This is a genomic window from Syntrophus aciditrophicus SB, from assembly GCF_000013405.1.
GTDB classification, from domain to species: domain Bacteria; phylum Desulfobacterota; class Syntrophia; order Syntrophales; family Syntrophaceae; genus Syntrophus; species Syntrophus aciditrophicus.
The window spans coordinates 2147983-2174075 of the sequence record NC_007759.1 but is presented as its reverse complement, the minus strand read 5'-3'; the positions used below and the strand labels follow the sequence as shown (position 1 = coordinate 2174075).

The window sequence follows — 26093 nt, the reverse complement described above, 5'->3', positions numbered from 1 at the left end:
GAAAGGTAATGCAGCTGATGGCGACGAAAAGGCTCATCCAACCGTTCAGTGGGTTCCCGCTGCGGCACCTATTTTAAAACAACGGCTTGAATTTTCTAATCAATCCGTTATTGTGCAGAATCTATATGATTGTATCGGTGAAACGGAAAGTCAGACCTTGATAAATTTCGTAAAATACTCTTCCGGTAATATTCAAACGACTCTCTAAACTTATGGAAAACTGTTCATTATGAAAAATAACAGAAGAAGCGCCGGATTGATTTTGTATCGTTATCGGGATTTAAAACTGGAAGTGCTGCTGGTTCATCCCGGCGGGCCTTACTGGGCAGGCAGGGACGAAGGAACATGGTCCATTCCGAAAGGCGAGTATTCAAATGAAGAAGATCCCTTGGCTGCGGCAAAACGTGAGTTCAAGGAGGAGACAGGCTTCGACGCAGAAGGGAATTTCCTGGTCTTAACCCCGAGGAAACAACCCAGCGGCAAATTAGTCAGCGCGTGGGCCTTTGAAGGCGACTGTGATGTAAACGCCTTAAAAAGTAATACCTTTACAATGGAATGGCCGCCTCATTCAGGTAAACTGTCGGAATTTCCGGAAGTCGACCGGGCGGAATGGTTTCCCGTTTCAGTGGCAGAGAAAAAGCTTCTCAAAGGCCAGACAGGGTTTATCGATGAATTATGTGAAAGGCTTGAAAGGGAGGGGGAAATATGATTTCGCGTATAGATCACGTATCTCTGGCGGTTCGAGACCGGGAAAAGGCTGAACATTTCTTTCGCGTCATCCTGGGGGCCGTTGCCTGCGTCGGGGGTGAAGATCCCCACATGAAGTATTTCTGGAGGTTATTTTCCCTGGGAGACCTGTCCCGTTTGGAGATCATCTCGCCCACAGGGACGGGAAGCTTCCTGGACGGTTTTCTTAAGAGAAAAGAGGGGGGCATTCACCATATCACCCTGCAAACGCCTGACCTCCGCGGGACCATGAAACATCTTGAAGAACAGGGCATTCCCTTCTTCGGCCACAGTGAGTATGCCGGCGGCGTCTGGAAAGAGATTTTTATTCATCCCCGTCATGCCTTTGGTGTCCTGATTCAGATTGCGGAATTTCATTCCAGCGACTGGCTGTCTGAAAAGGTGAAGCTTCCTGACGATATAAAGTGGCAGGTCGAGAAGACGAATACCGGCGCGACCCTCATATTTTCACATCCCGGAGGCGGAAAAGTTGCTTTGGAGCTTAATCCTGAAGAGATCAAGAAACTGTTGACAGAGCTCGGCAAGACCGTAACAGCGGATTAGACGGCTTCTCAAGCCTTGTCCATCATGACTGATTAATTTGCGGCGTTCTGCAGACGCCGTAACTGCTTTCCGGAAATAGTTGCCAAATATGCAATCTTGTTAAAAAACATTTAATAAATACACTATTTCTGCTATGAAACTCTCTGTTGACTTAAAGATTTTCCTCGATTGATCTCTTACTGACTTCTAAGACAGGCGAATTAAAAATTCCTATGATTGAACGGCTTAACAAGATTTTACGCATGTTAACCGCCATCTCCAAGCCATTCGAAGAGGTTTCGTGGATACCCTCGGTCATGAGGAGCAGCAAAGTACAGGAATTTTGTGATCCCATCCAGATTACCCTTCCCGACAATCAGGATTTGATATCGTTTCTGGAGGCAAACGATCGTCGAATCGTATTTCTTGACACCCACATTGAGGCAGGTTTCGCGGTCGGTGAACAGGTTGACAGGGCAGGGAGAGAAAACATCAATCCGGATTCCGCAACGTCTCCTTTCTTCCACGGCATCTCAGTCCAGCTTTCCAATATTAGAGAAAAGCCTGTGAGCGCAATTTTCTACTTCAGTGGCAATCATGGCCCAAGCTGCTCTGCAGGCGGCGGAAAAGGGCTCATTTCACTCAAAATTGAAGGGTTCTTCAAGGTCACTAGAACTTTTCATGGGCAGGCTGTTACCGCTTTCCATCTAAGGGAGGTGGGGGCGCCATTGGAAGCGAAGAATGACACAATGTAAAGAAACAAACTACCAGAGAGAAGAGAGCGGAATTCTAAGTATCCCATAGACATCATGATGAATGACCACAAAATTATCATCCACATCGACAAGGTGGGCATTTTTGTGTCGAGAATCCGATTCATTGAAATGAAGAGTGTAGTGGGGACCATTTTTGGGCATATCCAGTGTTCCCCTTCTGCCGATCAATGTTTTCAGGTATTCTTTATAATTCATGGCGAATCCCTCCCGGGAGGAAAGAATTGTTCCCCCGCACGTCATACTCTCAGGAGTTAATTCTGTTTACCTCGGACAGCCTTCCTTTGTTTCTATTTTATTCACCTCCCGAGTCACATTCAATGGGGGTAAAGTGATAAGCTTCACTGATATTCAACAGGGAAACCGTGATATTTTTCACACAGGTAACTTGTGTAGTCGATATTTGTATTTATTGCTTAAATATTATTTAATTTTAATGACCCCTTCCTGTATTCTTATACTCATGAGAAAAATAAAAAGCCCCTTTGGATAGAGCTTTAAACAATAAGGAGGTCGCAATGAAAAGAAAAGTCCTGATTTGCCTCATAGTGGCGACGATTGGATTGCTGGCCGGGTGTTCCAGAACACCGGAAGCCAACCAGATCAAGAGGGATCTGATTGGTCAAACGATGAAGAGTATAGATGGATTGATATGGAAATTTAACGATTTATCGGAGTTTCAGGAATTCAGAATCAACAGCAGGGTACAACAGGGTGAAATGATAGAATACGACATCGGCATGCGTTTGAAGGACGCGACCAGCGGCAGGCAATACTTGGCGGATGTGCTGATCGTGTACAGGAAATCAGACGGGGCCTGGAAGCTCGCTTCCATCTTGAACAAATCGCTGAAAGAAGTCCAATAGTTCAGAAAAAATGGAAGTGAGTGGACAAACATGGCCTGTTTTGAAAAAAGTCGTCGTTAAAGATTGCCCCTCCCTTATCTGAAGTACTGCTTGAGAGGGATATCCAGGAGGTTTTACCCAATGGCAATGCTGAAAAAAGGTGATCAGGCCCCCGGTTTCATTCTTTCCGATCAGTTCGGGAATACAATAAAACTGGAAAATTTCCGGGGAAGAAAAGTCCTGCTTTATTTCTTTCCCAAGGCAGGCACCTCCGGTTGAACGAAGCAGACCGAAGCCGTGCGGGACGCACTGGCTAAACTGAATGGCGCCGGGGTGGAGGCGTTGGGGATCAGTCCCGACTCCAAGGCTGCACAGAAAAAGTTCAGCGATAAACTTCATCTGAAATTTTCTCTTCTGTCGGATCATGATCACGCAGTGGCAGAGGCATATGGGGTTTGGGGAGAGAAAACGCTCTACGGGAAAAAATATTTTGGAATTATCCGCTCCGCCTTTATCATTGATGAAGAAGGTCGAATCATGGCGGCCTGGTACAAAGTAAGTCCTGCTGACACGGTGCCCAAGGCGTTGGGTGTGCTTGAAATTATATAAGATAAATCAAGGATTTGAATCGTTCTGAGCAGGACTGAAGCTGGCATGGTCCGGGGGGAATATTCCGCGGCGGACTTGATATCGGATTCCGCTTTCTGTTTATTCGATGTGTGATCTGGCCGTTTCGACAGCAAGAGCCTTATCCTTTGTAAACAATCTCCAATGCCACTGAGTGTCCGAAGAGTGAATTCCGGCTCTCTTGTCCTGCCCCCTGCTGAAATACCAGTGTCCGAAACGCTCGACCGTCGAGAATGGATGATTGCCTTTGCAGAGGATCCCGCAGGGGTTGATTTCCTTATAATAAATTGTTTCATCGGGATCTTCTTCATAAGAGAGGTCATCAGGCAGTACAATCTGTGATACATCGACGCCTTCAGCTTCCTTCTGATCCAGCCAGTCTGAAATTTCTGAATTTTTCATTAGAGTTGCCTTTTGTAAATCCTGGATTCAAAATAATTAATATTTTTCATTTTTTTAGGATCACAAAGACAAATGCCGGATTTTTTGCGTCCTGAGAGCTGACCTGGAAGGCGAAATTGGCACCTTCGTGAGGGAAAAGAGGGGCTTTTAAAGGTGCTCGCAGGATGCCATGGTTTAACATTTATCCTTCAGAAGGAATCTTCATTTTTCCCGTACCGCCGCAAAGACGGCCATCGGTTCCCCCATTCTTTCCATCGCATTGATCACAGCCCGTTTCTCTTATATCTTTTGGCAATATCGCAGGGGCTGTGCCTCCGCAGTGAACGCAGAATGCAGCCGTTGTACTCATAACATGACCACATTCCGGACATTTACCAAGTGACATGGTTGACCTCGCTTAAATTTTTTTAAATCTTAAATTTCCATTGGAAATCGAATGTGCCTGGGAGTCTGATGGCGTGATGGGATGTCAGAAGGAAGCGCTGTGAAGACGATCTGAAGAATTCCTGATGATGTGCGTTTTATATCGATCTGATTGACGGCAACGGCATTGATTTCTGTAAAAAAGAACACTCAGGAAGCAATCGTTATGAAATCAGTTTGAAACATTGCCTCCAAAAACGGAAAAAATTACTTGGATTTCTAACATAATTGAAGGGTAACGCACAATACGGATTAGTTACGGAATCCATATCAGCTATAAACTGGGATGGGAATATCTGGGCTATAGAGATTATTCTGATGCTTCTTCTCGATTGACAGAGGAAAATCCAATCGACAAAAGGACGGTCCTGGGACGATAACCGCTGGGATGGCGCAAAAGATCTGTCCCAGGGCGGGAGCTCATCATTTTCTCTCACATCTAAAAAATACGTTCTGAACCCGGACGCATCGATGCCGCGATTACATCATGAATTTTCCCATAGCTCTATGAGAAATCCCACACTCCCATAATGGGTTGCTCGTCCGTATAATGATTGAATTCGCCGATATATCTGAAGGCGGTAAATCGCCAGGGAGCCTCGACCATTACCCTTGCCGCGGGTTCCGCCACCCCCATGACGAAAACCAGGGGAGAGAGGGCTACATAGACCGCTGTTGAAACCGTCGAGCCGATCACGCATAGAGGTCTTACAAGCAGAACATCAATGATCTTCAGCCCTGCCGATGGTCCTTCCTGAATGGATTCCGGGCCGTTTGGCAACTCTGATGGTTCCGGCTGAATTGCTTCCGGAACAGGCGGCGGTTCTGGTGGTCCTGTCTGAGTTGATTCCAGGGGGGGCTGCGTCGCTATGGATTTGCCTGCCGTTTTGTCGATGAACCTGAAGGTAGCCTCGAGTGCCTTAAGATTGGCTTCGCGTGTCTGGTCCGGAGTATTTCCGATGAAACCGTGGTTGACGCCGGGCAGTATGATCAGCTCGTGCTTCACGCCGGCCGCCTTCAACTTATCCGCCATTTCCAGCGTTTGAGAGTAGGGCACCGCCGTGTCTTCCGATCCGACAATCAGCAACATGGGCGGATCAGTGCGGTCAACGTAGGTGACCGGGCTTGCCGCGGCGATGGTTTGCTCTCCGCAGGCACTGCCGTAGCAGCCGAGCAGCCGCCACTCCGGCGCGTCGGGCACATCGCGGGTCATGGCCTTATCCTGTCTCGACTGGGCTGTGATGGTCGCCATGTTGAACACGCCGTACCAGGAGACGCCACCCTGTACACAATCGGAGACGTGAGATGAGGTGATGGGGTCGGACTTTGTGTCAGGCAGAAAAGATTTATGAGGCTGTTTCGGTTCAAGCCCCGCCGCGTTGCAACTGACCGCAGTAAGTCCAGCCAGATGTCCGCCTGCGGACATACCCCAGGTCAGTGCCTTGTCCGGATCGATGCCATATTCCGAGGCATGAAGCCGCAGCCAGCGGATGGCCGCTTTCGCATCCTGGGCTTGCGCGGGGAACTTTGCCTCACCGCTTAAGCGATACTGGATCGCGGCGACGACATAGCCCCTGCCTGCCAGCGCAGCCAGGACGCCGGGGAAATCGACAAAAGGCCCGCTCCGGTGCGTGTCCCCTGTCATCCAGCCTCCGCCATGGAGGTATAGAACGAGGGGAAATCCAGCCGCCGGTCGCGAGACGGTACTGGGGGGAAGATAGAGATCGAGCGTCAGCGGCCGGTAACCGACCGGCTCCCAATAGACCATGCCCGGAATACCTTTCACCCCGTTCGGGAAGGTAACGCTGTGGGCAGGATAGCGGTCAACCTTGACAATGTCGGCAGCGACCTCGGTTGGTGGCGTGAGGGGCTGTGCCTCGGCAAGCGCCGTGATGCTGAGCAAGGCAGCGATCAAAAAGGCCCGAATCATGGCTTTTCTCCTTTTCTGGGATCTGACAAACCTGTCCCCTGGATAGATGGTTAAAGGCGTTTAATGGTGCCTCGTGTCCGAAGAAACCACTCAACAATCAATATGCGTCGTTTATTCCGATCAGTTGTTTTTTTCCCCTTTGCCGCCAGGTTGTTTAAGTTGGATATTGGCCCTCTCAACCGTGAATGAGCGGCCCGGTTTTCTGAAAACACGGCCAAATGTTCAAGGTGATTGAAAGTCCGTTCTTCTCCTGCGCAAAAGTAAATCAGGATCTGCTGTTGATTTGTGATGGATGCATATGAAATGGCGTGCTGGTCAGAATGCGAACATTCGGGAGAAATTGCTGCGAGCAGATGGTTTGCGAACGGAATTTTCTGTATTTTCTCTCAATGAAAAATGAAAGTCAATAACCACAGATTATGAATAAGTTTATTCGGCCGAGAAGCTTCAGAATAAATGCTGTTCGGAAGAGTGGAAATCCGGCATCAATGGCAGATATCCTCTCATCTGTGGGCGGGAACTTTTATCGAACAATGCATAAATACGCTGAAGCATGAAAAAATTTCCAACATGCAGACATCAATTGCCGGCAGGGAGTCGGTTAATCGTCCATCATATGACAGACCGAATAGCGGCCGCGCGCTGTTCGAGCCTGCCGGCCTCCTTGAACCGACTGGTGGCCCTGTAGAGTTTGACCAGATTTTCAATTATTGTGGCCACGGAAGGATGATCCGGGGTCAGGGCCTTCTCCATAATCTCCAGTGCCCTTTTGTAAAGGGGTTCCGCCTGAGCATACTGGCCTCGGGCATAGTAGAGCAATGCGAGGTTATTCAGACTTGTGGCTACAGCGGTATGATTCGGGGCGAGGGCCTTTTCTCTGATCGCCAGAGACCTCTTGAAGAGGAACTCAGCCTGAGTGTACCGGCCCTGGGTACGGTAGAGCTCTGCGAGATTGTTCAGGCTCGTGGCCACATCGGGATGATTCGGACCCAGTGCCTTTTCCCTGATCTCCAGTTCCCTCTTGTAGAAGGGTTCAGCCTGCTTGTACTGGCCTTGGGCGACATAGAAAAAAGCAAGGTTGCTGAGGCTCGTTGCCAACTCGATAGAATCAGGGTCTCGAGCTTCCTCCATGATCTCCAGTGCCCTCTTGTAGAGGGGTTCCGCCTGCGCGTATTGGCCCTGGGCATGATAAAGGCCTGCGAGGTTGTTCATGCTTACGGCCACGGCTGAGTGATTCGAACCCAGTGCCTTTTCCCTGATCTCCAGCGCCCTCCTGTAGAGGGGTTCGGCCTGATTGAATTGACCCTGGGCATAATAGAGCAGGGCGAGATTGTTCAGGCTCGTGGCTACATCGGTATGATCCGGACCGAGGGCCTTCTCCATGATCGTCAGTGATCTTTTATACAGAGGTTCTGCTTCGGTGTACTGGTCCTGGGCATAATAGAGCAGGGCGAGATTGTTCAGGCTCGTGGCCACATCGGTATGATCCGGTCCCCGGGCTTCCTCCATGATCGCCAGCGATCTCTTCAACAACGGTTCTGCATGGGCATACTGGCCCTGGGTACGGTAGAGTTCTGCGAGATTGTTCAGACTCGTGGCCACATCGGTATGATCCGGTCCGACATTTTCCCTGGCTACTTCAAGCGCTTTCTTCGCGACCTTGACCGCGCGGTCCAGGTTTCCCATACGGTAGAGTTTCATGACTTCCTTGTTGAGAATGTCCCATTCATAACCGGCGCCTTGGGCGAATACGGCGGTCGTGTTCAGGAAAAGGAGAATCAGTGCCGCGGATAAGAATTTAACGAGTGTCATCAGTTCCTTCCTCGCCGACTTACGACTGAAAATGCTGATGAAGATCTTTTGTAAAACGCTTTAAAAACTGAAGAGTTGGTGAATAGCCCCCGTCTTTTTTTTAGAAAAAATCAAGATTGTCAGCCCAACCATGCCTTCCTCAAGTATGTTTAGGGGCAAGGGGTCTATTTTTAATATTTTACGCTATATTTTAATAAATTTTATATCATTTTTCCCTTTTTAAAGTGGAATTTGATGGAAGTAAAATTTTACGGCACCTTCCAAAACCTTCCAACCAGTTCCGGACCAGACTTGAGCGTCGTTTTGCCGGGTTTCCAGGCCGAGGGAGTTGCCCATCTCGGCAGTGTTCACTCAAACCGGACCAAGAGGTCGAAAAAAGCTGCCGTCAGGACGATAATGAAGATTCAGGAGCTGGTCCCGGAAAGGACAGGACTGTTTCCCTGCTCCCTTTTTTATCCGTAATCAGAATGTAATGATTTCGTATCCTTTTTCCATGTATGCTGCCATGCCGGGATGACCTGACATATCGTCGAGAATTGTCAAACCCTGCTCTTTTGCCGCTTCAAGGGTTCCCATTTTACTGGAGCATGCTTTACAGACTCCTTCAACCAGCCCCGCCTCAAGATTTTTTTCCCACAATCCATTCAGGGGATTTCCTGTTTTCACCAGTTCAGGGATCAGTTTGGCCGAAGCTCCTTCAATGATTATTTTTGCTTCATTTCCTTTGGCTTTCATGTCCAGAGCATTCAAAAGAACATGGATAAAACACATGGGATCTCCATTAAACACAAAAAGGGCGAATTTTTTCATGGCTTAATTCCTTTCAATTTATATTCAAGGACAATTGGAATAACCAAATGGATAAAATCAGCTGGGTTTGCTTCCTTTCGGCTGCCTCTTTGCGTCGATAAAGTGAGCGGAGACTAGCGACGGCGTGATTCGCCCAATATAACGCCTAATACACCGCGCAGGATCTGGCGGCCGATCTGGCTTCCTACGGTACGCGCGGCCTGTTTAGCCATGGTTTCAACCATGCCCTGCCGACGTTTTGTTCCCCACAGCCATTCATTAACCCCCCCCTGACCTTCAGACGGTTTCTCCTTCTGCGCCTGATCTGATTCCGCCTCTGCTGTTTCCCTTTCCAATGTCCGCCGTTTCAGGATCTCGTAGGCAGATTCCCTGTTCACCGACGAGTCGTACTTGTTTCCCAGCGGGCTGCGCGAACGCACGGCCAAGCGCTCTTCAGGCGTGACAGCGCCCATCCGGCAGCGCGGTGGACAGATCAACGTTCGCTCCACCGGCATCGGAACACCCTTCTCCTGGAGAGTGGAGACCAGAGCTTCACCAACACCGAGTTGTGATATGACTTCCGCGACGTTGAGTTTCGGGTTCGCAACGAAGGTTTCCGCGGCAGTTTTCACTGCCTTCTGGTCACGCGGAGTGTAGGCCCGAAGTGCGTGCTGGATGCGATTTCCGAGCTGGCCCAGGATCTCGTTGGGCACGTCGTCGGGGAATTGCGAGCAGAAGTAGACCCCGACGCCCTTGGATCGGATGATGCGCACGACCTGTTCCACTCGCTGACGCATCATCGGTGGCGCATCGTCAAAGAGCAGGTGGGCCTCATCGAAGAAGAACACAAGCTTGGGCTTTTCGAGGTCACCTACCTCGGGCAGGTTCTCGAACAGCTCTGACAGCAGCCACAGGAGGAAGCTCGAGTACAATCGTGGTCTTAAAATGAGCTGGTCTGCAACTAGAATGTTGATGATACCGCGGCCGTTGAGATCGGTACGCATCAAATCATTGAGTTCCAGGGCCGGCTCGCCGAAGAGGTCTTCCCCTCCTTCCCGCTGAAGCGTCAACAGGGCACGTTGGACAGCAGCCACGGATTGTGAACTTACCAGGCCATACTGTGTCGAAATCTCCTTGCGATTTTCAGCGACGAAAGCAAGCAAGGCACGCAGGTCGTCGAGGTCAAGCAGAAGTAAACCCTGATCGTCCGCCAGCTTGAAGGCGATCTCAAGCATGCCGGTCTGGGTATCGTTAATTTCCAGTATCCGTCCCAGCAGGTTCGGACCGATTTCACTGATCGTGGTGCGCACCCGATGGCCATTCTTGCCGAACACATCCCAGAACAAAACCGGATTCGCCTCGCTGGCGTAACCATCAATCCCGATCTCTTTAACACGCTGCTGGATCTTTTCGTTGGGGGTGCCGGCCATTGCCAGGCCGGCGACATCGCCTTTCACGTCAGCCATGAATACCGGTACACCCATGCGTGAGAAGCCCTCTGCCAGTACCATGAGAGAAATCGTCTTGCCGGTACCGGTGGCTCCCGCGATCAGACCATGCCGGTTGCCGTACCTGGCGAGCAATTGAACAGGCTGCTCACCCTTGCCTATAAGTATCTGGTTCATGCGTTACCTCCTCTGTGACGATACAGTGTCGGCTGCCCACTTGCTGTCCAAGGTATAGGAGCCTGTTGTCGCCCATAGTGAAATCGGAATGCGAATTGAGTGGGGCATTTCTCCCTTCCAAAAGCAGGTCCACTCTTAATCATTGTTTTCTGCTTTAAAATTCATTAATTCTCTCTTGAACCAACTGTATAATAAGCGGATTGCTTTTATCAACAGGGAATACATTGTTTTGGCCAATACAGGGATTATTTCAGGAATGTGAAATTTCAAATCAGCAGATGATCAAGTGTCCCCGTCCTTTTGATTCTCATAAAACATGAGCAGATCACAGGCCCCACAAAAAAAGAGGATCGCTTTAATAAAGCAGAGGGCTTTTCACGGAAAAATCCTGATGTGTTCATTTCAGCCAAAGTAATCAAGCCGATCGCGGAGGAATTACAATTTTCATCGATCCAACCATATTGACGGGCATCCAGCGTTTCGGAGAACAAGGCTTGATTATGCCTCACCGCTTATCTGAGAGTCAAAGATTCGAAACTGACGCTTCGTCCAGTAAAGGATGAATAGAAATGAAAGGGCGTTGGCAAGCGGCTGCGCCATCCAGACGCCGTTGATGCCGAACGAGGAAGGAAGCAGCCACAAAAGAGGGATCAGAATAAGGGTTTCGCGGCCGACAAGCAGAACCATGGCGGTTTTCCCCTGTCCGAGACCGATGAACATGTTGATCCACATCAGGCTGGGAGCGGCTGTAATCAGGATCAAAATATTAATGCGCAGGGCTGTTGCCGTTAAATTCCGCAGCTCAGAGCCATCGGAAAAAAGCGCCGCAATGGCCGGCGCGAAGACTTCCACGATCAGAAGACACAACAGCGCAATTCCAAAAGAAATTTTTACAGCAATCTTCACGGTTTCCTTCAATCTTGAACGAAGATTCGCCCCTTCACTGTAAGCGACCATCGGCATCAGGCCATGACCGATGCCGTATAAAGCTATCATGACCAGACCATTCACCCGGGAGACAATGCCCAGAGTCGCAACGGCAAGGTAGCTGTACCCCCCGAGGATATGGTTGTGAAGAAGCATTCCCAGACTGACCGCGAGATTGATGATGATGGAGGGAAATCCCGTCTGATAAATGGACCAGATAATCCGGTAATCAGGGCGGAGATAATGCCATTTAAGTTTATACTTCGAGCTTTTCTGCTGCAGGTAGTAAGCGGCAAGCAATGCTCCCGCTATCTGGGAAATTACGGCTGCCGCGGCAGCCCCCCGGATTTCCAGCCGTGGGAAGGGGCCCCAGCCGAAGATGAGAAAAGGATCGAGGATACAGCTGACGGCTGAGAAGAGAAGAGCGGAATACATGACGAGATGCGGCCTGCCCTCTGCCCGGAGGAGATTGCTGGTCATCATGATTAGAAACAGAAAAGGCACACCGGGGAGTAAGGTTAGGAGATACTGGCGTGATAGTGGAATAATCTCCGTTGTCGCGCCGAGAAACCTCAGAATATGTTCAGGTCCCGTAAGGACTGCTCCAATGAACAGCGTTCCGAGGACAGCCGAAAGAAAAAAAACCTGTCCAGCCGTCTGTCGGGCTTTCCTGTTCTCTCCTGCGCCGAACATCCTGGCGGCGTATGAGCCTGCTCCCAGCCCGGTTCCCACGCCGACACCACCTAAAATCAACTGTATGGGGAAAATAATGGTTAAGGCGGCAAGGGCATTCGGGCTGAGTCTGGCAAGCCAGAAGGCATCTATGAGGCTATAAAGATTTACAACCAGAACCGTGGCGATAGACGGCCCGCTCATCTTCAGCAGAAGAGGCAGAATGGGACCTTTCCCCAGGTTAAGAGCCTTGTCAGTCATGACTTATTGGTTGATATGGCCACTGTTCTTTACTATGGAGTTTTCTTTTCATCAAGGTAGTCAAAGACATTGCTCAGTTTGTGAATTCTGATGATAATTTCCGTAATGTCATATTCTGCTTTGAACGCTGCAGAAGCAACAGGAGAAGGGTCCACGCGGGCAAGATCTTCGAGGGCTTTCCCTTTTAACAGTTCATCAAAATCATAACTGGCGTGTATCAATGTCTCCAGCCACTCCTGAGCATTCGTGGCATGAGTTCGGATCTGTTCGGTAAGATTCAAAAGACCGTCATCAATCGTCTTTTCAGCCTCCTTTTTCATTTCCATCCTTGCTTCTTTTATGAAGTCTATTTCCTCCATTGCGCAACTCTCCTCCTGGATTTTAAACCCGGATTTCCTTCTTTATTCACCGCTTGATTCATTGAATGACAGTATTTTTATGAATTTTACTTTCATGTTCAAGTGATTACCTTTTTTCTGTAATTTCTGGACATAGTACACAAATGAATAAAAAATCCAATGACAAAACGGAAAAAAATTATTGAAGGAAAAGGATGTGTCAAAGATGCGCATAAGAGCGATAGATAAACTGAAAAAGGCCATCTCAATCCAGACGGGGGAGAGTATTATGAATTTTAGCAAATGTTTCGCAATGGTCCTCGACGCTTCGGTAAAAATAAGGTAATTGGGAATTATGGGGGATGTTGTACAAGCGGTGGTCAGACATTTAAGGATGCCTCCATTTCACGCTTGAGAACTGTTATTTAACGTGAAATCCAATTGGCGGAGAACCATGGAATATGAGGAAGAAAAAACAACAATGAGCGTTGCGTCGGGCATACACAAGTGGATGGTAAGAATCCTCCTTGCCATCATGATCATTGAATGGGGCCTGCTAATTGCCGAACAGCAATGGCTGTCCGCTTCTATGGTTTTTCTGATCATCGCGTTCGTCATTTCTCCAGAAATATTGAGGAAAAGATTCGACGTGACGATCCCCACGGAGTTTCAGATCCTCGCCATCATCTTCGTGTTTGCCGCTCTTTTTTTAGGCGAAGTGCGGAGCTTCTATGCGCGTTTCTGGTGGTGGGATATCGTGCTGCATACAAGCTCCGGCCTTCTGCTGGGCATTGTCGGTTTTCTTCTTGTTTATGTTCTCAATGAGCATAAACGGACAGATTTTCACTTACACCCCCGATTTGTGGCATTTTTTGCATTTTCCTTCGCTGTGGCGGCGGGTGCGCTCTGGGAGATCTTCGAGTTCAGCATGGACCAAATATTGGGGACCAACATGCAGAAAACCATGTTGGAAGATCCTTCCGGCCTGACAGACACGATGTGGGATTTGATTGTCGATGTCCTGGGAGCTTTTGCCATCAGCATGTTCGGCTGGTGGTTCATGAAGCAGGGACAGCGCTCCTTCATAGAAGATTGGATTCAAAAATTTATTGACAAGAACCCCAAATTTTTCTCTCCGAAGAAACTGTTCCACAGATAAAAAAGGGATTACACGTTTTGTAAACCCTTGATTTTACGGGGCCGGAAGAAGGATTCGAACCCGCGAGCCGCCGGTCGCGAATTATTCAAGTGATTCATAACTTTATGAATGATCTGCAGAATAAGGCCACCCCTATTGACCAGGGGCCAATGGCTATCCAGGATTTTGGTTTCCGGAACCAGACGTTGCGCGTTCGAATCGCATATCGCCTTACAAAATCAAGAAATTAAAAATGTAAACCACTTTTCATTTGTTCGCGTTCATCGAGACCTTTTCTTGTTTCTTCCTTTCTGGAATTGAAAGTCTTTCATCATTCGAATAGTTGCATATTTGCAGGTGTCATTGTCACGTCCATTCGAGGCCGTGCAAAAGAATGCCAATCAAAATGTCAACTACTGTCAGCATATGGATTCTTTACGCATCAAGAATAATAGAGAGGCTGAGAAGGTACTGATTCGGAATTTTTGGCTTCCTTGAGTTCTGTGTACAGAAGATAAAGAAACACCTTCTGGAGAGGAATTTGAAAAAATAATGTGTAAAAGTAGAGGCCGGCGATGGTCAGAAGCCAGATCGTCGGGTCATGGAGAGACGGCATACCGGCAGGAGGCATTCCTCTACTGAAAATACTCAAAAAGAGAACAAAAATCTGCTGAAAAGGTAAGCCTGCAATGAGAATGAGACTCAGCACACTGATGACGAGGATGGGAAGCATCCTGAGGGATATCATCCTTTTAAGCACAGGACCCCAAAGGTTTCTTACCAGTTCCCGGCTTTCCACCAGTGAGGAGAGGGGCGTTTGTCCTTCCCTCTCCATCGCAAAAATGAAGGGTGTGAACTCATACCAGACCCAGAACATGCACCCGGGAAAAAGCAGCACCCCACTCGTGATGAGAATAAATTTCCGGTGCAGATTTGATCGGAAAAAGCCCCGTAGTCTGGCTCTCGATTTTTTCAGAGCTTGCCAGGGGGTCAATGTGGCATCGGCAATGGCGTAGACGAAAGCCAGTTCGAGATGAAGGTAAGTAATCAGCCCCAATATGGCCGAACAGAGATAAAGGACACCGAAAAGCATAATCCCCAGGATGATAAGGATATGGACAGACCGTGGCAGAAAAAGAAGGGCCACTGCGCCGAAATCCCCCTTTAAACCAAAAGCGTCAATAAAGATTGAAACGATCACGTATGCGGCGACCAGGACCGAAAGATTGAGGACATGGGGAAAATACGAAACGAGATTCAGAACGCTCAGGCAGAAAAATCTCTCCTGAAAGATCTTCCATGCTTGCTGGAGCATTTCAAAGAAAGGGGATAGCTCCTGTGACGAGAATAAAACAGGAGAGGGAAGTTCGACCGTTGTTTGCGGCAAAGGAGAGATGGCGGAGTCGGCAGGAAGAACGACCCCCAAACTTTTTCTCAGGTCGTCATAAACATGGTAGATATACAGAGTCATCAGCATGAAGGGTACGCTGATGACCGCCGAGACGATGACAACAAAAGCAAATGCGTTCCGGGTCACCCACAGGATCGGTGTTCCTCCATAAGCAAAGAACATGAGGCTGAAAATAATCAGCAGGGGGACAGGTGCGAGGCAGAGAAAGACACGGAGCCAGTCGTGGGCAACATAGGAAACGCTCTTTGAAATCGCTTCGGTTACCCCGACATTCTCTGCGGCTAAAATGAAAGGCGCGAAGATCAGGAGCACTATTGCGATAACCCCGGGGAAAATAAGGATGCTGTAGCCGAGGCCGATAATAATTGCCATAAGCAGAATCAGGAGAGTGTACGAGACGAGACGTGACCAGGCTTTTGCCAGAACATCGCCCAAGTCCAGATGCTGGTTCGAAACGGCCAGAAGAAGGGCCGTCTGCGTGTAAAGAGAAGCGAGCAGGCAGGTCAGTATGCCTCCACCAGCGAGGTATCTCAGTGAGGGGTCCAAAGGGAAATATTCTGGGAAAACAATGGGTAATCCCAATTTGGAGATAAAGATGCCAATCAGCAGAAAAAAGAAGACAGAAAAGTAACAAAGGGGGAACAGCGGGAAGAATCTTTTAAAGGATAAGCATCCTGTTTTTCCAAGAATGTCAAACAAACTGGAATTCCCTGGACCAATTTTTTTCAGTGGATATTTACGAATTGCCTGATATTTTCGAACAGCTGGCCCTGATTCCGCAGGGGGTTTTTCCACAGAGATAGTTTGGGAAGAGTGCTTCTCAAATTCCCCCCTGAGGTCACCATAACAATTCCTGCAGAGGATGATATGGGGAAATAACTCCTGAGAAGTGCCACAATGGGGACAGCGGATTTTAGTCATCATCCTTATTCATTTCATTCAAGGCTTTAAAGTATACACGCTGAGAGCTACGTTTCCTCTGCTGATACTGGAGAAGTGCCACTGTATTCTAATTCTTTCGGTTGGAAATGTGTACTCAATTTAGTCGAGATGATGTTTAGACTCGTAGATGCAAGGGCCAATGTGTCATAACGAAATGTATTTACAGGTATATTTATTGTAAGACACTGGCCATCCTTTATTCATCCTCAGTTGGAATCTCCTCGCAAAATCGCCTCAGCATTAACCGATGAAATCGCCATGCCAGTCCTTTAATCAAAGCTGATTAGACCGTGAAAACGACATTGGCAAGCAGAAGATTACGGAAAGAAAGGTGTCAACCTATAGGCGAGAAAATTGATGTTTCTAAACCGTTTATCAAGATTGTCTTTGTCATTTCCGAAAACGTCTTCCTGAAGTTGATTGTTCATAAAATTAAAAAAAGGTGTATATTTCTAATGTAAATGCCGATTCATACAGATCTTGTTACTCGATAAATCACTATAGGCAAAACATCACATGAAGAAAGAAGAACTTCTCAAGATGCTGAAAGAGGGGGGGTGACGTGGAATCAATGGAGATACGAAAATCATCCGCTCTTTCCTGACCTTAGCGAGGTGCGTTTGCCAATCCAGGCATCCCTTAAACTGGTAAAAACGGAAGCCTAACCCCAAATGAAGCAACGCTCCTTGAAGCCGGATGATGTAAAAGTGCTGAATAAAAAAATCAGACATCTCTATGGGACGAAAATCATTTATGATAATAAAATATTAAACTTATAGCATATGAATATTCCAACAAACCGTCATTGCACATCAGGAAGAACTCAAAAGGAATCTTGGACGATTCGCAGCAGGTTTTATTTCCTGTTTGTTATTGCATGCGTATTTTGGTTCATGCCCTTTTCAGTTCAAGCGGGGGAACTGCCAACAATTTCTATAGGCGATTCCCTGCCTATGCCTGAAAACGTCTCAAATTTGAACGAGTCATCCGTTTGGATAATGGGGGTCGGGAAGGGATTTCGCTCCGGAACACATAATGTGGGCGTCAGCGCCGGGGTGACCTACGGGGTGCTTATATTCGGAGGTGAAGAACGTCACCATCTTTCTCTGCTTTCGGCCTCTTACGGACAGATGATAAGCGGAGTGAAGGGGGCCGACAGCTGGTATCGCGGAAATTGGGAGTTGCGCGGAGAGATACTGGGCGGGATGCAGTTTAATTCGGAAACTAGTTGGCTCCTTGGGATAACACCGCATGTGCGATACCATTTCTCCACCGGCGCGCCCTGGGTTCCTTATGCCGATTTCGGTCTTGGAATTACAGCAACCGAAATTCGCGAACCTGACCTTGGCGGCTCCTTCCAGTTCAACCTGCAGGCAATCATCGGTGTGAATTATTTTGTAAGAGACAACTTGGCCGTTAATTTTGAAGGTCGCTATATTCATCTCTCCTCCGCAGGTTTCTTCGAGCCCAATAATGGTGTGAACTCGATAGGAATATTTCTGGGAGTTAACACTTTTTTCTAATGCTCAAAACACATTTTGAAGATGAGTCCAATGTCCACAAATGGAGAAAGTTGAGGGGTTACAATTCGACTCGTTTGACGCCAGACAAAGAAGGAGGGAAAGCAATGGAAGATGATCTTGAAAGTTCAGGCGGTTATACAACGTGTTCGGTATTAGCTTGGCTGTTTGCACATCAAGAATGCCAAGAGTCAGAAGAGGAAAAAGAGGGAAAGGGGGCAAGGACACACCAAATGAAACAATGGTATGAAGAGTTGTTTGAAAACTACGGAATGAAATATGATAACGAAAATTTCGTGCAGGGAACAATCGGAGAATGTGACTTTATTGAAAAAGAGATCGGACATAACAAAGCGGCACGAATTCTGGATATAGGGTGCGGTACCGGAAGACATTCAATTGAATTAGCCAAAAGAGGATATAAAGTTGTCGGAATTGATTTATCAGAATCACTTTTAAAACGAGCAAAAGAAAAAGCATCTGAACGAAATCTACAAATCGTTTTTGAAAAACGTGACGCGAGAAGCCTTCCTTTTCTGAATGAATTCAATTTGATTATTATGATATGCGAAGGCGCATTTCCGTTGATGGAAACTGATGAAATGAATTTTCAGATTCTCCGAAATGCTGCCAAAGCCTTACTGCCAAAAGGGAAATTAATATTTACCACCTTAAACGGTTTGTTTCCTTTGTATCATTCCGTCAAAGATTTCCTTGATTCAAAAACAAAAGAAGGGAATGCAAAATGCGTAAGTCTTTCATTTGATCTGATGACTTTTCGAGAGCATAGCGCTCTATATGTCGAAGATGATTTCGGGAACAAAAAAGAACTGCAATGCAATGAGAGGTATTATGTGCCGGCCGAAATAACGTGGCTGTTAAAGACTCTGAATTTCAAAACTGTCGATATTTACGGAGCGAAGCTTGGCGCTTTCAGTCGAAACGATAAATTATCAACCGAAGATTTTGAAATGCTGATAATAGCAGAAAAACAATAAATGCCCGCCAACGGGAGCAGCACTAAGATCCACACTGTTGCCCCTGATCGGCTCCGGCGCTTAGCTTTGTCCTTGATTTCTTTCACTTAGTAATTCACATTGTTTGAGGTTTGTATATTCATTTGTTTGTAGATTAAACAACCAATTTATCATAATATTCTGTATTTATGATTAATTTTATTTTCTCACTATTTTTCCCATTCTTCATCCCAAACCGTAAGCCTGAATATTGGTAAAAGGCTATCGACCAGAGAAGAAGCAAAATGTCAAGCGAACAAGCCGAGTGCACCGTAGCAGTGAAAGCCGAGACAAACGCGTCTCCCTCTGTCCGGTGACTTGCAACGTTAGGCATTATGGAGACATAATTATGATGCGAAAGATATTTACAGCTCTTTTTATATTTTTACTGGTCAGCTGCGTTGGAATACCAGAAAATATTACGCCAGTAGATAACTTCAATTTAGAAAAGTATTTGGGCAAGTGGTACGAAATTGCCCGACTCGACCATTCTTTCGAGCGAGGATTAAGCAAAGTAACCGCTGAGTATACACTTCGAAGCGACGGTGGCGTAAAGGTACTGAATAGAGGTTACTCAGATATCGAAAAGAAATGGAAGGAAGCAGAAGGAAAAGCTTATTTCGTGCAAGAGTCTGATCGAGGCTATTTAAAGGTTTCCTTTTTCGGCCCCTTCTACGGTTCCTACGTCGTATTCGAAATTGATGAAGTAAATTATCAATACTCCCTCGTATGCGGACCTGACAGATCATATCTGTGGATACTATCGAGGAACCCTGCGATGCCTGAAGAGTTGAAAGCAAAACTTGTTGATAAGGCGAAGAGATATTGTCAAATGTTGTGGATGATGTCTTTTATCAGCGTATCCGTCCCAGCCAAAATTAAGCAGCCTCTTTCATGATTATGCCATCCACAAATCGGATGCCTTCAATGACCTTGCCGATGAGTTGATGGCCCCTGATTCTCTGCCAGGTTTTTTCCGCTTCCATTGCCAACTTGAAAACCATGGTCAGTGTTGCCAATCTTGACCCACAGCCCTTTGTCCGATTTGTGCGAAGTCTGACCGTGGCAAAGGTCGATTCAACAGGGTTGGTTGAGCGGATGTGACGCCAATGCTCGGCCGGAAAATCATAAAATGCAAAGAGACGGTCCTGATCCTTCTCTAAGCAGTCGCAAGCCTTTTCATATTTTGCCCGGTATTGAGAAATGAAGTGGTTGTAGGCCTTTATGGCTTCCTCCTTGGTCGGTGCCATGTACATGTCCCGGATGTGTCCTTTGGCTCTCGGCTGGACACTTTTCGGCATCTTATCCAGAATATTGGCCGTCTTATGAACCCAGCAACGCTGCTCAACCGTTTCTGGAAATTCCTCCCGCAGGGCCGCCCAGAATCCCAAGGCACCATCACCAATGGCCAATTTTGGACCTTCTTTAAGCCCGCGATGCTTGAGGTCTCCCAGCATCTCCTGCCAGGCCTGTTTGCTTTCTCTATAGCCATCTAGGATGGAGACGAGTTCTTTCTTCCCGTTTTCCAATGTCCCCATAATGATCAGGATGCATTGCCGCTTATTCTCGGCATCTTCCAAACGAACATTGAAGTAAATGCCGTCGGCCCAGAAATACACATATCTCTTGAGAGAAAGATCCCGTCCGGCCCACTCCTTATAATCCTGCTCCCAGAGCCTCTTCAGCCGGACGATATTGGTGGCGGAAAGCCCCGATGCATTCTTCCCCAATATGGATTCCAGCACCTTGCTGAAATCTCCCGTGGAGATCCCTTTAAGATACAGTGCCGGGATTAAGGCATCAACCGAGGGAATCCGGCGCATATATCTCGGCAGAATATTGCTCGTAAAAAGCTGATCTTCTCTTTTGTCATGAATCCTGGGCTGTTTTAGCTTTAAGGGGCCGATACCTGTTACGATCTCTCTTTCAGGCAAGGAACCGTTTCTCACAACTAACCGCCTGTTCCTTGAGTCTTTTTCATTCTTAAAGCGGTCAATGTACTCGCTGACTTCATTCCCGATCGCCGCCTGCAACATCCGGCAGGCTCCTTCTCGAATAATCAGCTCCAAGGCACTGTTTGCCTCTTCTTTAACTTGCTTTTCCAAATAATCGCAGTCATTATTCTCCATGGGCGTATCCTTTCCTCCCCCTCTGCCTAAGGGGGGTCGTTTTTGGTTTAAACGTTTGGAGGATACGCCTTCTGTCTATCCTGTTCACAACTTTCGGTTATATCTCATTTCCTCGGCAACAAGGGTCAGAACGATGAAAATTTCAGTTTCGTCAGCATAGAATGTTTTAATTCCCTTCTATGATCGGTCTCAATTATGGTAAATGTCACAATAGCCGAACAGAAAAGGGAGGAACAGGTTTATGAACTCACTGAGAACAGACAATATACCGCCTCCTAGAAAGATCGAGACCACCCTGGAATATATGCACAAACTCTTTATCATGCCGAATTCATCTGACCGGTTCATTGAGTTCGGCGACCTTCTGCTGGACATGATTCACGATTTCTTCCAGCAAAAAGGTGGGATTCATTCAGAGATACCCCTCAAGAAACTCGCCAAGATCTTCAACAATATAGACATACCCCAAAATCAGATGTTGATCCGAGATGTCCTTCAAGAGATTAAAGGCAACATCATCAATCATTCAGTCAAGGTTGCAAACCCGTATTATATTGGCCACATGACGAGCGCAATCCCATACTTTATGATCCTGCTCGAGATGATCGCTGTAAGCCTAAACCAGAACCAAGTCAAGATCGAAAGTGCCAAGGCATCCACCTTTGTGGAGCGGGAGTTTCTCTGCTGGATGCACCGCCTTGTCTACCAGAACCCATCGCAGTTCTATAAAAAGAACATCCAGAATCATCGCTTTGCGCTCGGCAACATCACCTCGGATGGAACAGTTGCCAACATGACAGCCCTGGCCTTAGCAGTGGCAAAAGCCTTCCCACCGGACGGCAAAAGATTTGAAGGCATCCGAAACGAAGGATTGCCGCGGTCTCTGGAATATTACGGCTATCGCCAGGCACTCGTGCTGGTTTCACGACGCGGCCATTATTCTATCTGTAAGATCGGCAGCATATTGGGAATCGGAAGTAAGGGCGTGGTGTTCTCGCCAGTGCATCCCTATACTAACAAGGCCGATATCGATAAACTCTGGCAGACTATAGAGAAAATACGGAAGGAAGATAAACGCGTCGGCAAGCCGTCAAGGTTTCTCGCCTTGGTGGGAATTGCCGGCACGACCGAAACCGGCAATATCGACAATCTGGATGCAATGGCCGGTGTGGCGCGTGAGCTCAACGCGCACTATCATGTCGATGCGGCCTGGGGCGGTGGGGCTTTGCTCATGGAGAACGGACGCGAACTTTTCACCGGGATCGACAAAGCCGACAGCGTGAGTCTTGATGCGCACAAGCTGCTCTTCTCACCGAATGCCATGGGAATCTGTCTCTTCAAGAATATCGATGATTCTCTTAAGCTCTACCACACATCAAACTACATCATCCGCAAGGGCTCAGTGGATCTGGGACGCTTTACTTTGGAAGGGCCCCGGCCGTTCGCCTGCCTAAAGCCCTGGGCGGCCATGAAGATCATCGGACGGCGGGGATATGAACTGATCTTCCTGCATGCCTGCGGCTTGCAAGATATCTTTATCACGTTGATTAAAAATGATCCGCAGTTCGAGCTGCTCAACACCCCTGAGCTTTTCATTATCAACTATCGTTTCGTACCCAAGGAACTCCGGGAGATGCTTGATCGCCTCATGCTGGATCCCCGAGCCAATGCGGAAAAGATTACGCAGATCAACAACGTAGTCAATGAGATCAATGTCGAACTACACAAGAAGATCCGTGTGCGCGACACCTCCTTTGTGTCACGCACACGTCTGGAATCGACACGTTATAGCCCTCGTAAGATCGTAGTGCTCAGAGCCATTACGATCAATCCCAATACTGAGCCGCATATGCTCGAACAGATTCTGGTTGAGCATCGTTTACTGGGCGAGCAGATATGGCAAGACAGAAATCTGTTGCGCAAGACCCTGCATATTTGTAATAAATTAATAGATGTATAATCCATTTGCATCAATCGATATCTTTCTCGGCTTCGTTCTCGGCTTATTGAAGTCCATGTGATGTGTGCTTGCGTCGCCTCTTGTGCAATATTGGTTACAATATGTAATCCTCACTTCAATTACATATTGAAATCTAAGGACTTGTAGATAAAATGATAACTTGCGTTGACGGTGTCTGGTGTCTGTCAAGTCAAGAAAGGTCACATAAAGTCCCGCAGATTCATGCGACTTTTAGATCAGGATTAAGAGTGAATATGCAGCACAGTAAATGGAAAACCGTTTTTCAAAAAGTATCAGTCTCTAACGAAAGGATAATTTATCTGCATGGACGAATTTTCTTATCATGATGTTTCCTGCCGTCTTTTTTCCCGTTCTGGTAATGAAAATACCGAAGCAGTGCTTGAAGCTGTTGCCAGCCGTGCGGAAGAATTGTCTATAGGGAAAGTCCTCGTGGCTACCTGCAGTGGTGAAACGGCATTGAAAGCAAAAAAGATATTGAAAACATCCATCCAACTGATTGCTGTTTCACACGTAACTGGTTTTGCTAAACCTGATTTTCAGGAGATGACCGATCAGAAACGCAAGGAACTGGAAACCCTTGGCGTGCCTGTCTTAACAGCCCAACATGCTTTTGGAGGCTTGGGGCGTGCCATAAGAAATAAATTTGGCACTTACCAGATTGATGAAATCATGGCCTTCACCCTGCGAGTCTTTGGGCAAGGAACGAAAGTCGCTATTGAACTGGCCTTGATGGCTGCGGACGCAGGGCTTGTCCGCACGGATGAAGACATCATCTCCGTGGGCGGTACAGGCAGCGGGGCTGATACCGCTCTGGTCATCAGACCTGCCAACAGTTTCCAGTTTTTTGATCTCAAGGTCAGGGAATTGATCTGCAAGCCGCAGTCCTTTTAAACAGGATGTATATAGAGAAATCCAAGTGAAGAGAAATAATCGGTCTGCTGCCTTCTGTCTTTACGAAGTCCATGCTGAAGCTTGTACAGAAATATCCTTCTGCCATTGCCCTTAAAGATGCAGACCTTGGCCAATTATCTGAGATGCTGATCGCAAATTCCTATAGGCATAAAAAGAGAGGAGTTTGCCGCAGAGCTGATCAAGGCCGCACGTTCATCAATCGATACCAAAAGTTCAGCTAAGGAAATCATTCTCAAACAAAATGTGTCTCTGCTCCTTCACCTTGAAAGGGCACTGGAGGAGATAACCGGCATACTGATTGAGATGATCCGGATGCAGATGGAAAACGTTATCAACATTCTAACTTCCATAAAAGGCATCGGGAGCAAAACCGTTGTAAATTTTCTCATTGAGATGGGTGACGATGTTCATAAGTATGAACGTTCCGGGAAAATCATTGCCATGGCAGGATTGGATCCGGCTGTTTACCAATCAGGTAAACATTGAAGGTAACGGCAGGATTACGAAACGTGGAAATGGTCATCTGAGGAGAACCATATGGATGATGACAACAACCGTGATTTATTACAACGATGTTTTCAAGACGTATTATCTTAAACTATGGGTGCAGGGATTGCCCTATAAAATGACGGTATTGGCAACTGCACATCAATTGATCCGTGTCATCTATGCCATGCTTACAGGGCGGACAAATTTTTGCCCACAGATGAATTCTTGATAGTTGACTGTAATGTAACTTTTCTAATTTTCCAGTTCTTGCAACATTTCGAATGGTAATGATTAATAATCAATTCAATGTTTGTTTTTTTTCTTTGCAACAATTCAGTGGTTATCTGACGATTGACATATGACATTACATCCCTTAAAGAGTATTTTTCTCAATTAATTATCGAAATAAAAGTCATTTATTGTCATACAGCGGGGTGCCATGGGTAGATTTGAAACCTCACTTGCAATAATGGGGTCATCGTGGGAATTACTTAAAAAAGATAAGGAAATCCTGATTATCCCCGTTGTCTCCGGCATTGCCATGATGATGCTCGCCGCTTCCTTTTTTATTCCTGTTTTCTTTGCTCATGATCCCACGTGGACGCAACGTGCCATGCAGGAAGACAGAGATTCTTTCTTGATTATGTCGTTTGTCTATTATTTCCTGAGCTACCTTATCATCATTTTTTTTAACTCTGCTATTGTCGCATGCGCAACGGTCAGGATGAACGGTGGTGATCCGACCTTGGTTGATGGGATCAGCATAGCCCTCACCCGAATTTTCAAAATTATTATATGGGCTCTCATCTCGGCGACTGTGGGAGTGATTCTCAGAATGATCCAGGGACGGTCAAACTTCGTCGGCAGAGTTCTTACCGGATTTCTGGGCATGGCATGGAGTGCGGCAAGTTACCTGGTTATTCCGATTCTGGTTAATGAAAACAAAGACCCCTATTTTGCCTTCGGGGACTCGGTTAAGCTTTTGAAAAAAACGTGGGGAGAGGGGCTCATCGGAACTTTCAGCTTCGGCCTGGTTTTTACCGTGATGACTTTACCTGCTTTTTTTATTTTGGCGGCAGGGATCTACTCGGGGAATGGGCCTCTGGCTCTCACACTGATTGGCGTCGCTGTAGTTTATCTCGTGGTGCTTTCCGTCTTTCAATCCGCCCTCCAGGGAATCTTCCAGGCTGCTCTTTATCAGTTTGCCCGTTTTGGCAATGTTCCGGAAGGATTTCACCAGGAACAGTTGCGCAAAGCCCTTATTCGAAAAATTTAAAGGAATATATCTTTGGGAAATATATAAGGGAGGGTTTTTGATTCTAATAATGGAATTCTTCCTGTAGTTGAGCATCCAGTTATTTTGATATAGATCCACTCTTTCAAGCAGTAATTCAAGTTTTTCTGAGAAATATGGGCTAATCCCGACCCTTGCCGAGTTAATGCACATGTTTATTTTATTTTTGTATTATTTTTACAGCATTAAATCATAACAATCACGATTGCTTTAAACTTTATCATCTTGTAATTATAATTAATTAAGAGAATCAACAAATGTAAGCCAGAGTTGAAGGATGGCCCTTATGATCCGACTGTCAAAAGGCAATACCATGGCAAACTTTATTAAACAACGAGGCAGTTGCGCCATGAAAACACTCAAGAAAGCAAAAAAAATGATTTTATTATTGTCTGCATTATTGTCGGTGTTTTCCCTGCCCGCGATGGCGGCCGAAGAGTCTTCCGCTGTTCAGGACCGGGGCGGGACAAAGATGGCCAGTACGCGTCTTTTTCTTAATTCCTTTGCCGCGCTTGGAGAGGGGCATGTCGAAAGCGTTCTGCGTGGCCTTAAAATCATATCGGTTACC

The 26093-nt window shown here is 47.0% G+C and carries 24 protein-coding genes; 14 read left to right on the top strand and 10 right to left on the bottom strand.

The window, feature by feature from the left end; all coding sequences use genetic code 11:
- Positions 1–229 precede the first annotated feature (229 nt).
- The 3 genes from SYN_RS10005 to SYN_RS09995 all read left to right on the top strand — a co-directional run bounded on the left by SYN_RS10005 (position 230) and on the right by SYN_RS09995 (position 2024).
- A complete protein-coding gene (locus tag SYN_RS10005; RefSeq protein ID WP_011417998.1) occupies positions 230–709 on the top strand; it encodes an NUDIX domain-containing protein in 480 nt (159 codons plus the stop codon).
- The gene (locus SYN_RS10000; protein WP_011417997.1) at positions 706–1290 is read left to right on the top strand and encodes a VOC family protein; all 585 of its coding nucleotides are present in this window, start codon (positions 706–708) and stop codon (positions 1288–1290) included. The genes SYN_RS10005 and SYN_RS10000 overlap by 4 nt, the downstream gene beginning before the upstream one ends.
- A 212-nt stretch (positions 1291–1502) precedes the next feature.
- Positions 1503–2024 carry a hypothetical protein gene (locus tag SYN_RS09995; protein ID WP_011417996.1) on the top strand — a complete coding sequence of 174 codons (522 nt, stop codon included), beginning with the start codon at positions 1503–1505 and terminating at the stop codon, positions 2022–2024.
- A 9-nt stretch (positions 2025–2033) separates the two neighbouring features.
- Here the strand turns inward: SYN_RS09995 and SYN_RS09990 are convergent, their stop codons facing one another.
- Positions 2034–2240 (bottom strand): hypothetical protein, encoded by a 207-nt coding sequence (locus tag SYN_RS09990; protein ID WP_193329353.1) that lies wholly within the window; start codon positions 2238–2240, stop codon positions 2034–2036.
- Between the two features lie 320 nt (positions 2241–2560).
- Here SYN_RS09990 and SYN_RS09985 point away from each other — a divergent pair, with 320 nt between their 5' ends.
- Both SYN_RS09985 and bcp read left to right on the top strand, forming a co-directional pair.
- The gene (locus SYN_RS09985) at positions 2561–2908 is read left to right on the top strand and encodes a hypothetical protein (protein ID WP_041584982.1); all 348 of its coding nucleotides are present in this window, start codon (positions 2561–2563) and stop codon (positions 2906–2908) included.
- Positions 2909–3028: 120 nt separating this feature from the next.
- The gene (gene bcp, locus SYN_RS09980; protein ID WP_083756486.1) at positions 3029–3496 is read left to right on the top strand and encodes a thioredoxin-dependent thiol peroxidase; all 468 of its coding nucleotides are present in this window, start codon (positions 3029–3031) and stop codon (positions 3494–3496) included.
- Between the two features lie 99 nt (positions 3497–3595).
- Here the strand turns inward: bcp and SYN_RS09975 are convergent, their stop codons facing one another.
- The 7 genes from SYN_RS09975 to SYN_RS09935 form a co-directional block, all read right to left on the bottom strand.
- Positions 3596–3916, bottom strand: a complete 321-nt coding sequence (locus SYN_RS09975; RefSeq protein ID WP_011417991.1) for a hypothetical protein — start codon at positions 3914–3916, stop codon at positions 3596–3598.
- Positions 3917–4844: 928 nt separating this feature from the next.
- Positions 4845–6269 (bottom strand): alpha/beta hydrolase, encoded by a 1425-nt coding sequence (locus SYN_RS15355; protein ID WP_011417989.1) that lies wholly within the window; start codon positions 6267–6269, stop codon positions 4845–4847.
- Positions 6270–6881: 612 nt separating this feature from the next.
- Positions 6882–8081: a tetratricopeptide repeat protein gene (locus SYN_RS09965; protein WP_011417987.1), complete on the bottom strand. Its 1200-nt coding sequence runs from the start codon at positions 8079–8081 to the stop codon at positions 6882–6884.
- A gap of 462 nt (positions 8082–8543) precedes the next feature.
- The gene (locus SYN_RS09955) at positions 8544–8891 is read right to left on the bottom strand and encodes a hypothetical protein (protein ID WP_011417985.1); all 348 of its coding nucleotides are present in this window, start codon (positions 8889–8891) and stop codon (positions 8544–8546) included.
- Positions 8892–9004: 113 nt separating this feature from the next.
- A complete protein-coding gene (locus SYN_RS09950) occupies positions 9005–10495 on the bottom strand; it encodes a helicase HerA-like domain-containing protein (protein WP_011417984.1) in 1491 nt (496 codons plus the stop codon).
- Between the two features lie 498 nt (positions 10496–10993).
- Positions 10994–12355 (bottom strand): MATE family efflux transporter, encoded by a 1362-nt coding sequence (locus SYN_RS09940; RefSeq protein WP_011417982.1) that lies wholly within the window; start codon positions 12353–12355, stop codon positions 10994–10996.
- A gap of 32 nt (positions 12356–12387) precedes the next feature.
- Positions 12388–12714 carry a hypothetical protein gene (locus tag SYN_RS09935; protein ID WP_011417981.1) on the bottom strand — a complete coding sequence of 109 codons (327 nt, stop codon included), beginning with the start codon at positions 12712–12714 and terminating at the stop codon, positions 12388–12390.
- Positions 12715–13147: 433 nt separating this feature from the next.
- On the opposite strand from SYN_RS09935, the gene SYN_RS09930 reads away from it, so the two are divergent.
- Positions 13148–13852 (top strand): hypothetical protein, encoded by a 705-nt coding sequence (locus SYN_RS09930; protein WP_202943553.1) that lies wholly within the window; start codon positions 13148–13150, stop codon positions 13850–13852.
- Positions 13853–14273: 421 nt separating this feature from the next.
- Here the strand turns inward: SYN_RS09930 and SYN_RS09925 are convergent, their stop codons facing one another.
- The gene (locus tag SYN_RS09925; protein WP_148202548.1) at positions 14274–15788 is read right to left on the bottom strand and encodes a hypothetical protein; all 1515 of its coding nucleotides are present in this window, start codon (positions 15786–15788) and stop codon (positions 14274–14276) included.
- Between the two features lie 1178 nt (positions 15789–16966).
- Here SYN_RS09925 and SYN_RS09920 point away from each other — a divergent pair.
- From SYN_RS09920 to SYN_RS09910, 3 genes are all read left to right on the top strand, one after another.
- Positions 16967–17707, top strand: coding sequence for an acyloxyacyl hydrolase (locus SYN_RS09920; protein WP_011417977.1), 741 nt, complete (start codon positions 16967–16969; stop codon positions 17705–17707).
- A gap of 230 nt (positions 17708–17937) precedes the next feature.
- A complete protein-coding gene (locus SYN_RS09915; RefSeq protein WP_041585621.1) occupies positions 17938–18702 on the top strand; it encodes a class I SAM-dependent methyltransferase in 765 nt (254 codons plus the stop codon).
- A 370-nt stretch (positions 18703–19072) separates the two neighbouring features.
- The gene (locus SYN_RS09910; protein ID WP_049750046.1) at positions 19073–19618 is read left to right on the top strand and encodes a lipocalin family protein; all 546 of its coding nucleotides are present in this window, start codon (positions 19073–19075) and stop codon (positions 19616–19618) included.
- Here the strand turns inward: SYN_RS09910 and SYN_RS09905 are convergent.
- Complete coding sequence (locus SYN_RS09905) at positions 19599–20849, bottom strand: IS256 family transposase (RefSeq protein ID WP_011417974.1); 1251 nt, start codon at positions 20847–20849, stop codon at positions 19599–19601. The genes SYN_RS09910 and SYN_RS09905 overlap by 20 nt on opposite strands.
- A gap of 241 nt (positions 20850–21090) precedes the next feature.
- Here SYN_RS09905 and SYN_RS09900 point away from each other — a divergent pair, with 241 nt between their 5' ends.
- From SYN_RS09900 to SYN_RS09885, 5 genes are all read left to right on the top strand, one after another.
- Entirely contained in the window at positions 21091–22809 is a 1719-nt protein-coding gene (locus SYN_RS09900) for a pyridoxal phosphate-dependent decarboxylase family protein (RefSeq protein ID WP_011417973.1), read from the top strand.
- Between the two features lie 324 nt (positions 22810–23133).
- On the top strand, positions 23134–23721 hold the full coding sequence (locus SYN_RS09895) for a pyruvate kinase alpha/beta domain-containing protein (protein ID WP_011417972.1): 588 nt from the start codon (positions 23134–23136) through the stop codon (positions 23719–23721).
- Between the two features lie 339 nt (positions 23722–24060).
- The gene (locus SYN_RS16810) at positions 24061–24228 is read left to right on the top strand and encodes a transposase (protein WP_158302965.1); all 168 of its coding nucleotides are present in this window, start codon (positions 24061–24063) and stop codon (positions 24226–24228) included.
- Positions 24158–24460: a transposase gene (locus SYN_RS16805; RefSeq protein WP_158302964.1), complete on the top strand. Its 303-nt coding sequence runs from the start codon at positions 24158–24160 to the stop codon at positions 24458–24460. The genes SYN_RS16810 and SYN_RS16805 overlap by 71 nt, the downstream gene beginning before the upstream one ends.
- Positions 24461–24670: 210 nt before the next feature.
- Positions 24671–25507 carry a DUF6159 family protein gene (locus SYN_RS09885; RefSeq protein ID WP_011417968.1) on the top strand — a complete coding sequence of 279 codons (837 nt, stop codon included), beginning with the start codon at positions 24671–24673 and terminating at the stop codon, positions 25505–25507.
- Positions 25508–26093 lie beyond the last annotated feature (586 nt).

What these genes read in the sequence shown, in the direction of transcription:
- SYN_RS09995 (WP_011417996.1), top strand. Translation starts at nt 1,503, where the DNA reads ATGATTGAACGGCTTAACAAGATTTTACGCATGTTAACCGCCATCTCC.
- SYN_RS09965 (WP_011417987.1), bottom strand. Translation starts at nt 8,081, where the DNA reads ATGACACTCGTTAAATTCTTATCCGCGGCACTGATTCTCCTTTTCCTG.
- SYN_RS09900 (WP_011417973.1), top strand. Translation starts at nt 21,091, where the DNA reads ATGAACTCACTGAGAACAGACAATATACCGCCTCCTAGAAAGATCGAG.
- SYN_RS10000 (WP_011417997.1), top strand. Translation starts at nt 706, where the DNA reads ATGATTTCGCGTATAGATCACGTATCTCTGGCGGTTCGAGACCGGGAA.
- SYN_RS09910 (WP_049750046.1), top strand. Translation starts at nt 19,073, where the DNA reads ATGCGAAAGATATTTACAGCTCTTTTTATATTTTTACTGGTCAGCTGC.
- SYN_RS09935 (WP_011417981.1), bottom strand. Translation starts at nt 12,714, where the DNA reads ATGGAGGAAATAGACTTCATAAAAGAAGCAAGGATGGAAATGAAAAAG.
- SYN_RS09985 (WP_041584982.1), top strand. Translation starts at nt 2,561, where the DNA reads ATGAAAAGAAAAGTCCTGATTTGCCTCATAGTGGCGACGATTGGATTG.
- SYN_RS09885 (WP_011417968.1), top strand. Translation starts at nt 24,671, where the DNA reads ATGGGTAGATTTGAAACCTCACTTGCAATAATGGGGTCATCGTGGGAA.
- SYN_RS09920 (WP_011417977.1), top strand. Translation starts at nt 16,967, where the DNA reads ATGAATATTCCAACAAACCGTCATTGCACATCAGGAAGAACTCAAAAG.
- SYN_RS09975 (WP_011417991.1), bottom strand. Translation starts at nt 3,916, where the DNA reads ATGAAAAATTCAGAAATTTCAGACTGGCTGGATCAGAAGGAAGCTGAA.
- SYN_RS09990 (WP_193329353.1), bottom strand. Translation starts at nt 2,240, where the DNA reads ATGAATTATAAAGAATACCTGAAAACATTGATCGGCAGAAGGGGAACA.
- SYN_RS09905 (WP_011417974.1), bottom strand. Translation starts at nt 20,849, where the DNA reads ATGGAGAATAATGACTGCGATTATTTGGAAAAGCAAGTTAAAGAAGAG.
- SYN_RS15355 (WP_011417989.1), bottom strand. Translation starts at nt 6,269, where the DNA reads ATGATTCGGGCCTTTTTGATCGCTGCCTTGCTCAGCATCACGGCGCTT.
- SYN_RS10005 (WP_011417998.1), top strand. Translation starts at nt 230, where the DNA reads ATGAAAAATAACAGAAGAAGCGCCGGATTGATTTTGTATCGTTATCGG.
- SYN_RS09940 (WP_011417982.1), bottom strand. Translation starts at nt 12,355, where the DNA reads ATGACTGACAAGGCTCTTAACCTGGGGAAAGGTCCCATTCTGCCTCTT.
- SYN_RS09955 (WP_011417985.1), bottom strand. Translation starts at nt 8,891, where the DNA reads ATGAAAAAATTCGCCCTTTTTGTGTTTAATGGAGATCCCATGTGTTTT.
- SYN_RS09950 (WP_011417984.1), bottom strand. Translation starts at nt 10,495, where the DNA reads ATGAACCAGATACTTATAGGCAAGGGTGAGCAGCCTGTTCAATTGCTC.
- SYN_RS16805 (WP_158302964.1), top strand. Translation starts at nt 24,158, where the DNA reads ATGAACGTTCCGGGAAAATCATTGCCATGGCAGGATTGGATCCGGCTG.
- SYN_RS09895 (WP_011417972.1), top strand. Translation starts at nt 23,134, where the DNA reads ATGGACGAATTTTCTTATCATGATGTTTCCTGCCGTCTTTTTTCCCGT.
- SYN_RS16810 (WP_158302965.1), top strand. Translation starts at nt 24,061, where the DNA reads ATGGAAAACGTTATCAACATTCTAACTTCCATAAAAGGCATCGGGAGC.
- SYN_RS09915 (WP_041585621.1), top strand. Translation starts at nt 17,938, where the DNA reads ATGAAACAATGGTATGAAGAGTTGTTTGAAAACTACGGAATGAAATAT.
- SYN_RS09930 (WP_202943553.1), top strand. Translation starts at nt 13,148, where the DNA reads ATGGAATATGAGGAAGAAAAAACAACAATGAGCGTTGCGTCGGGCATA.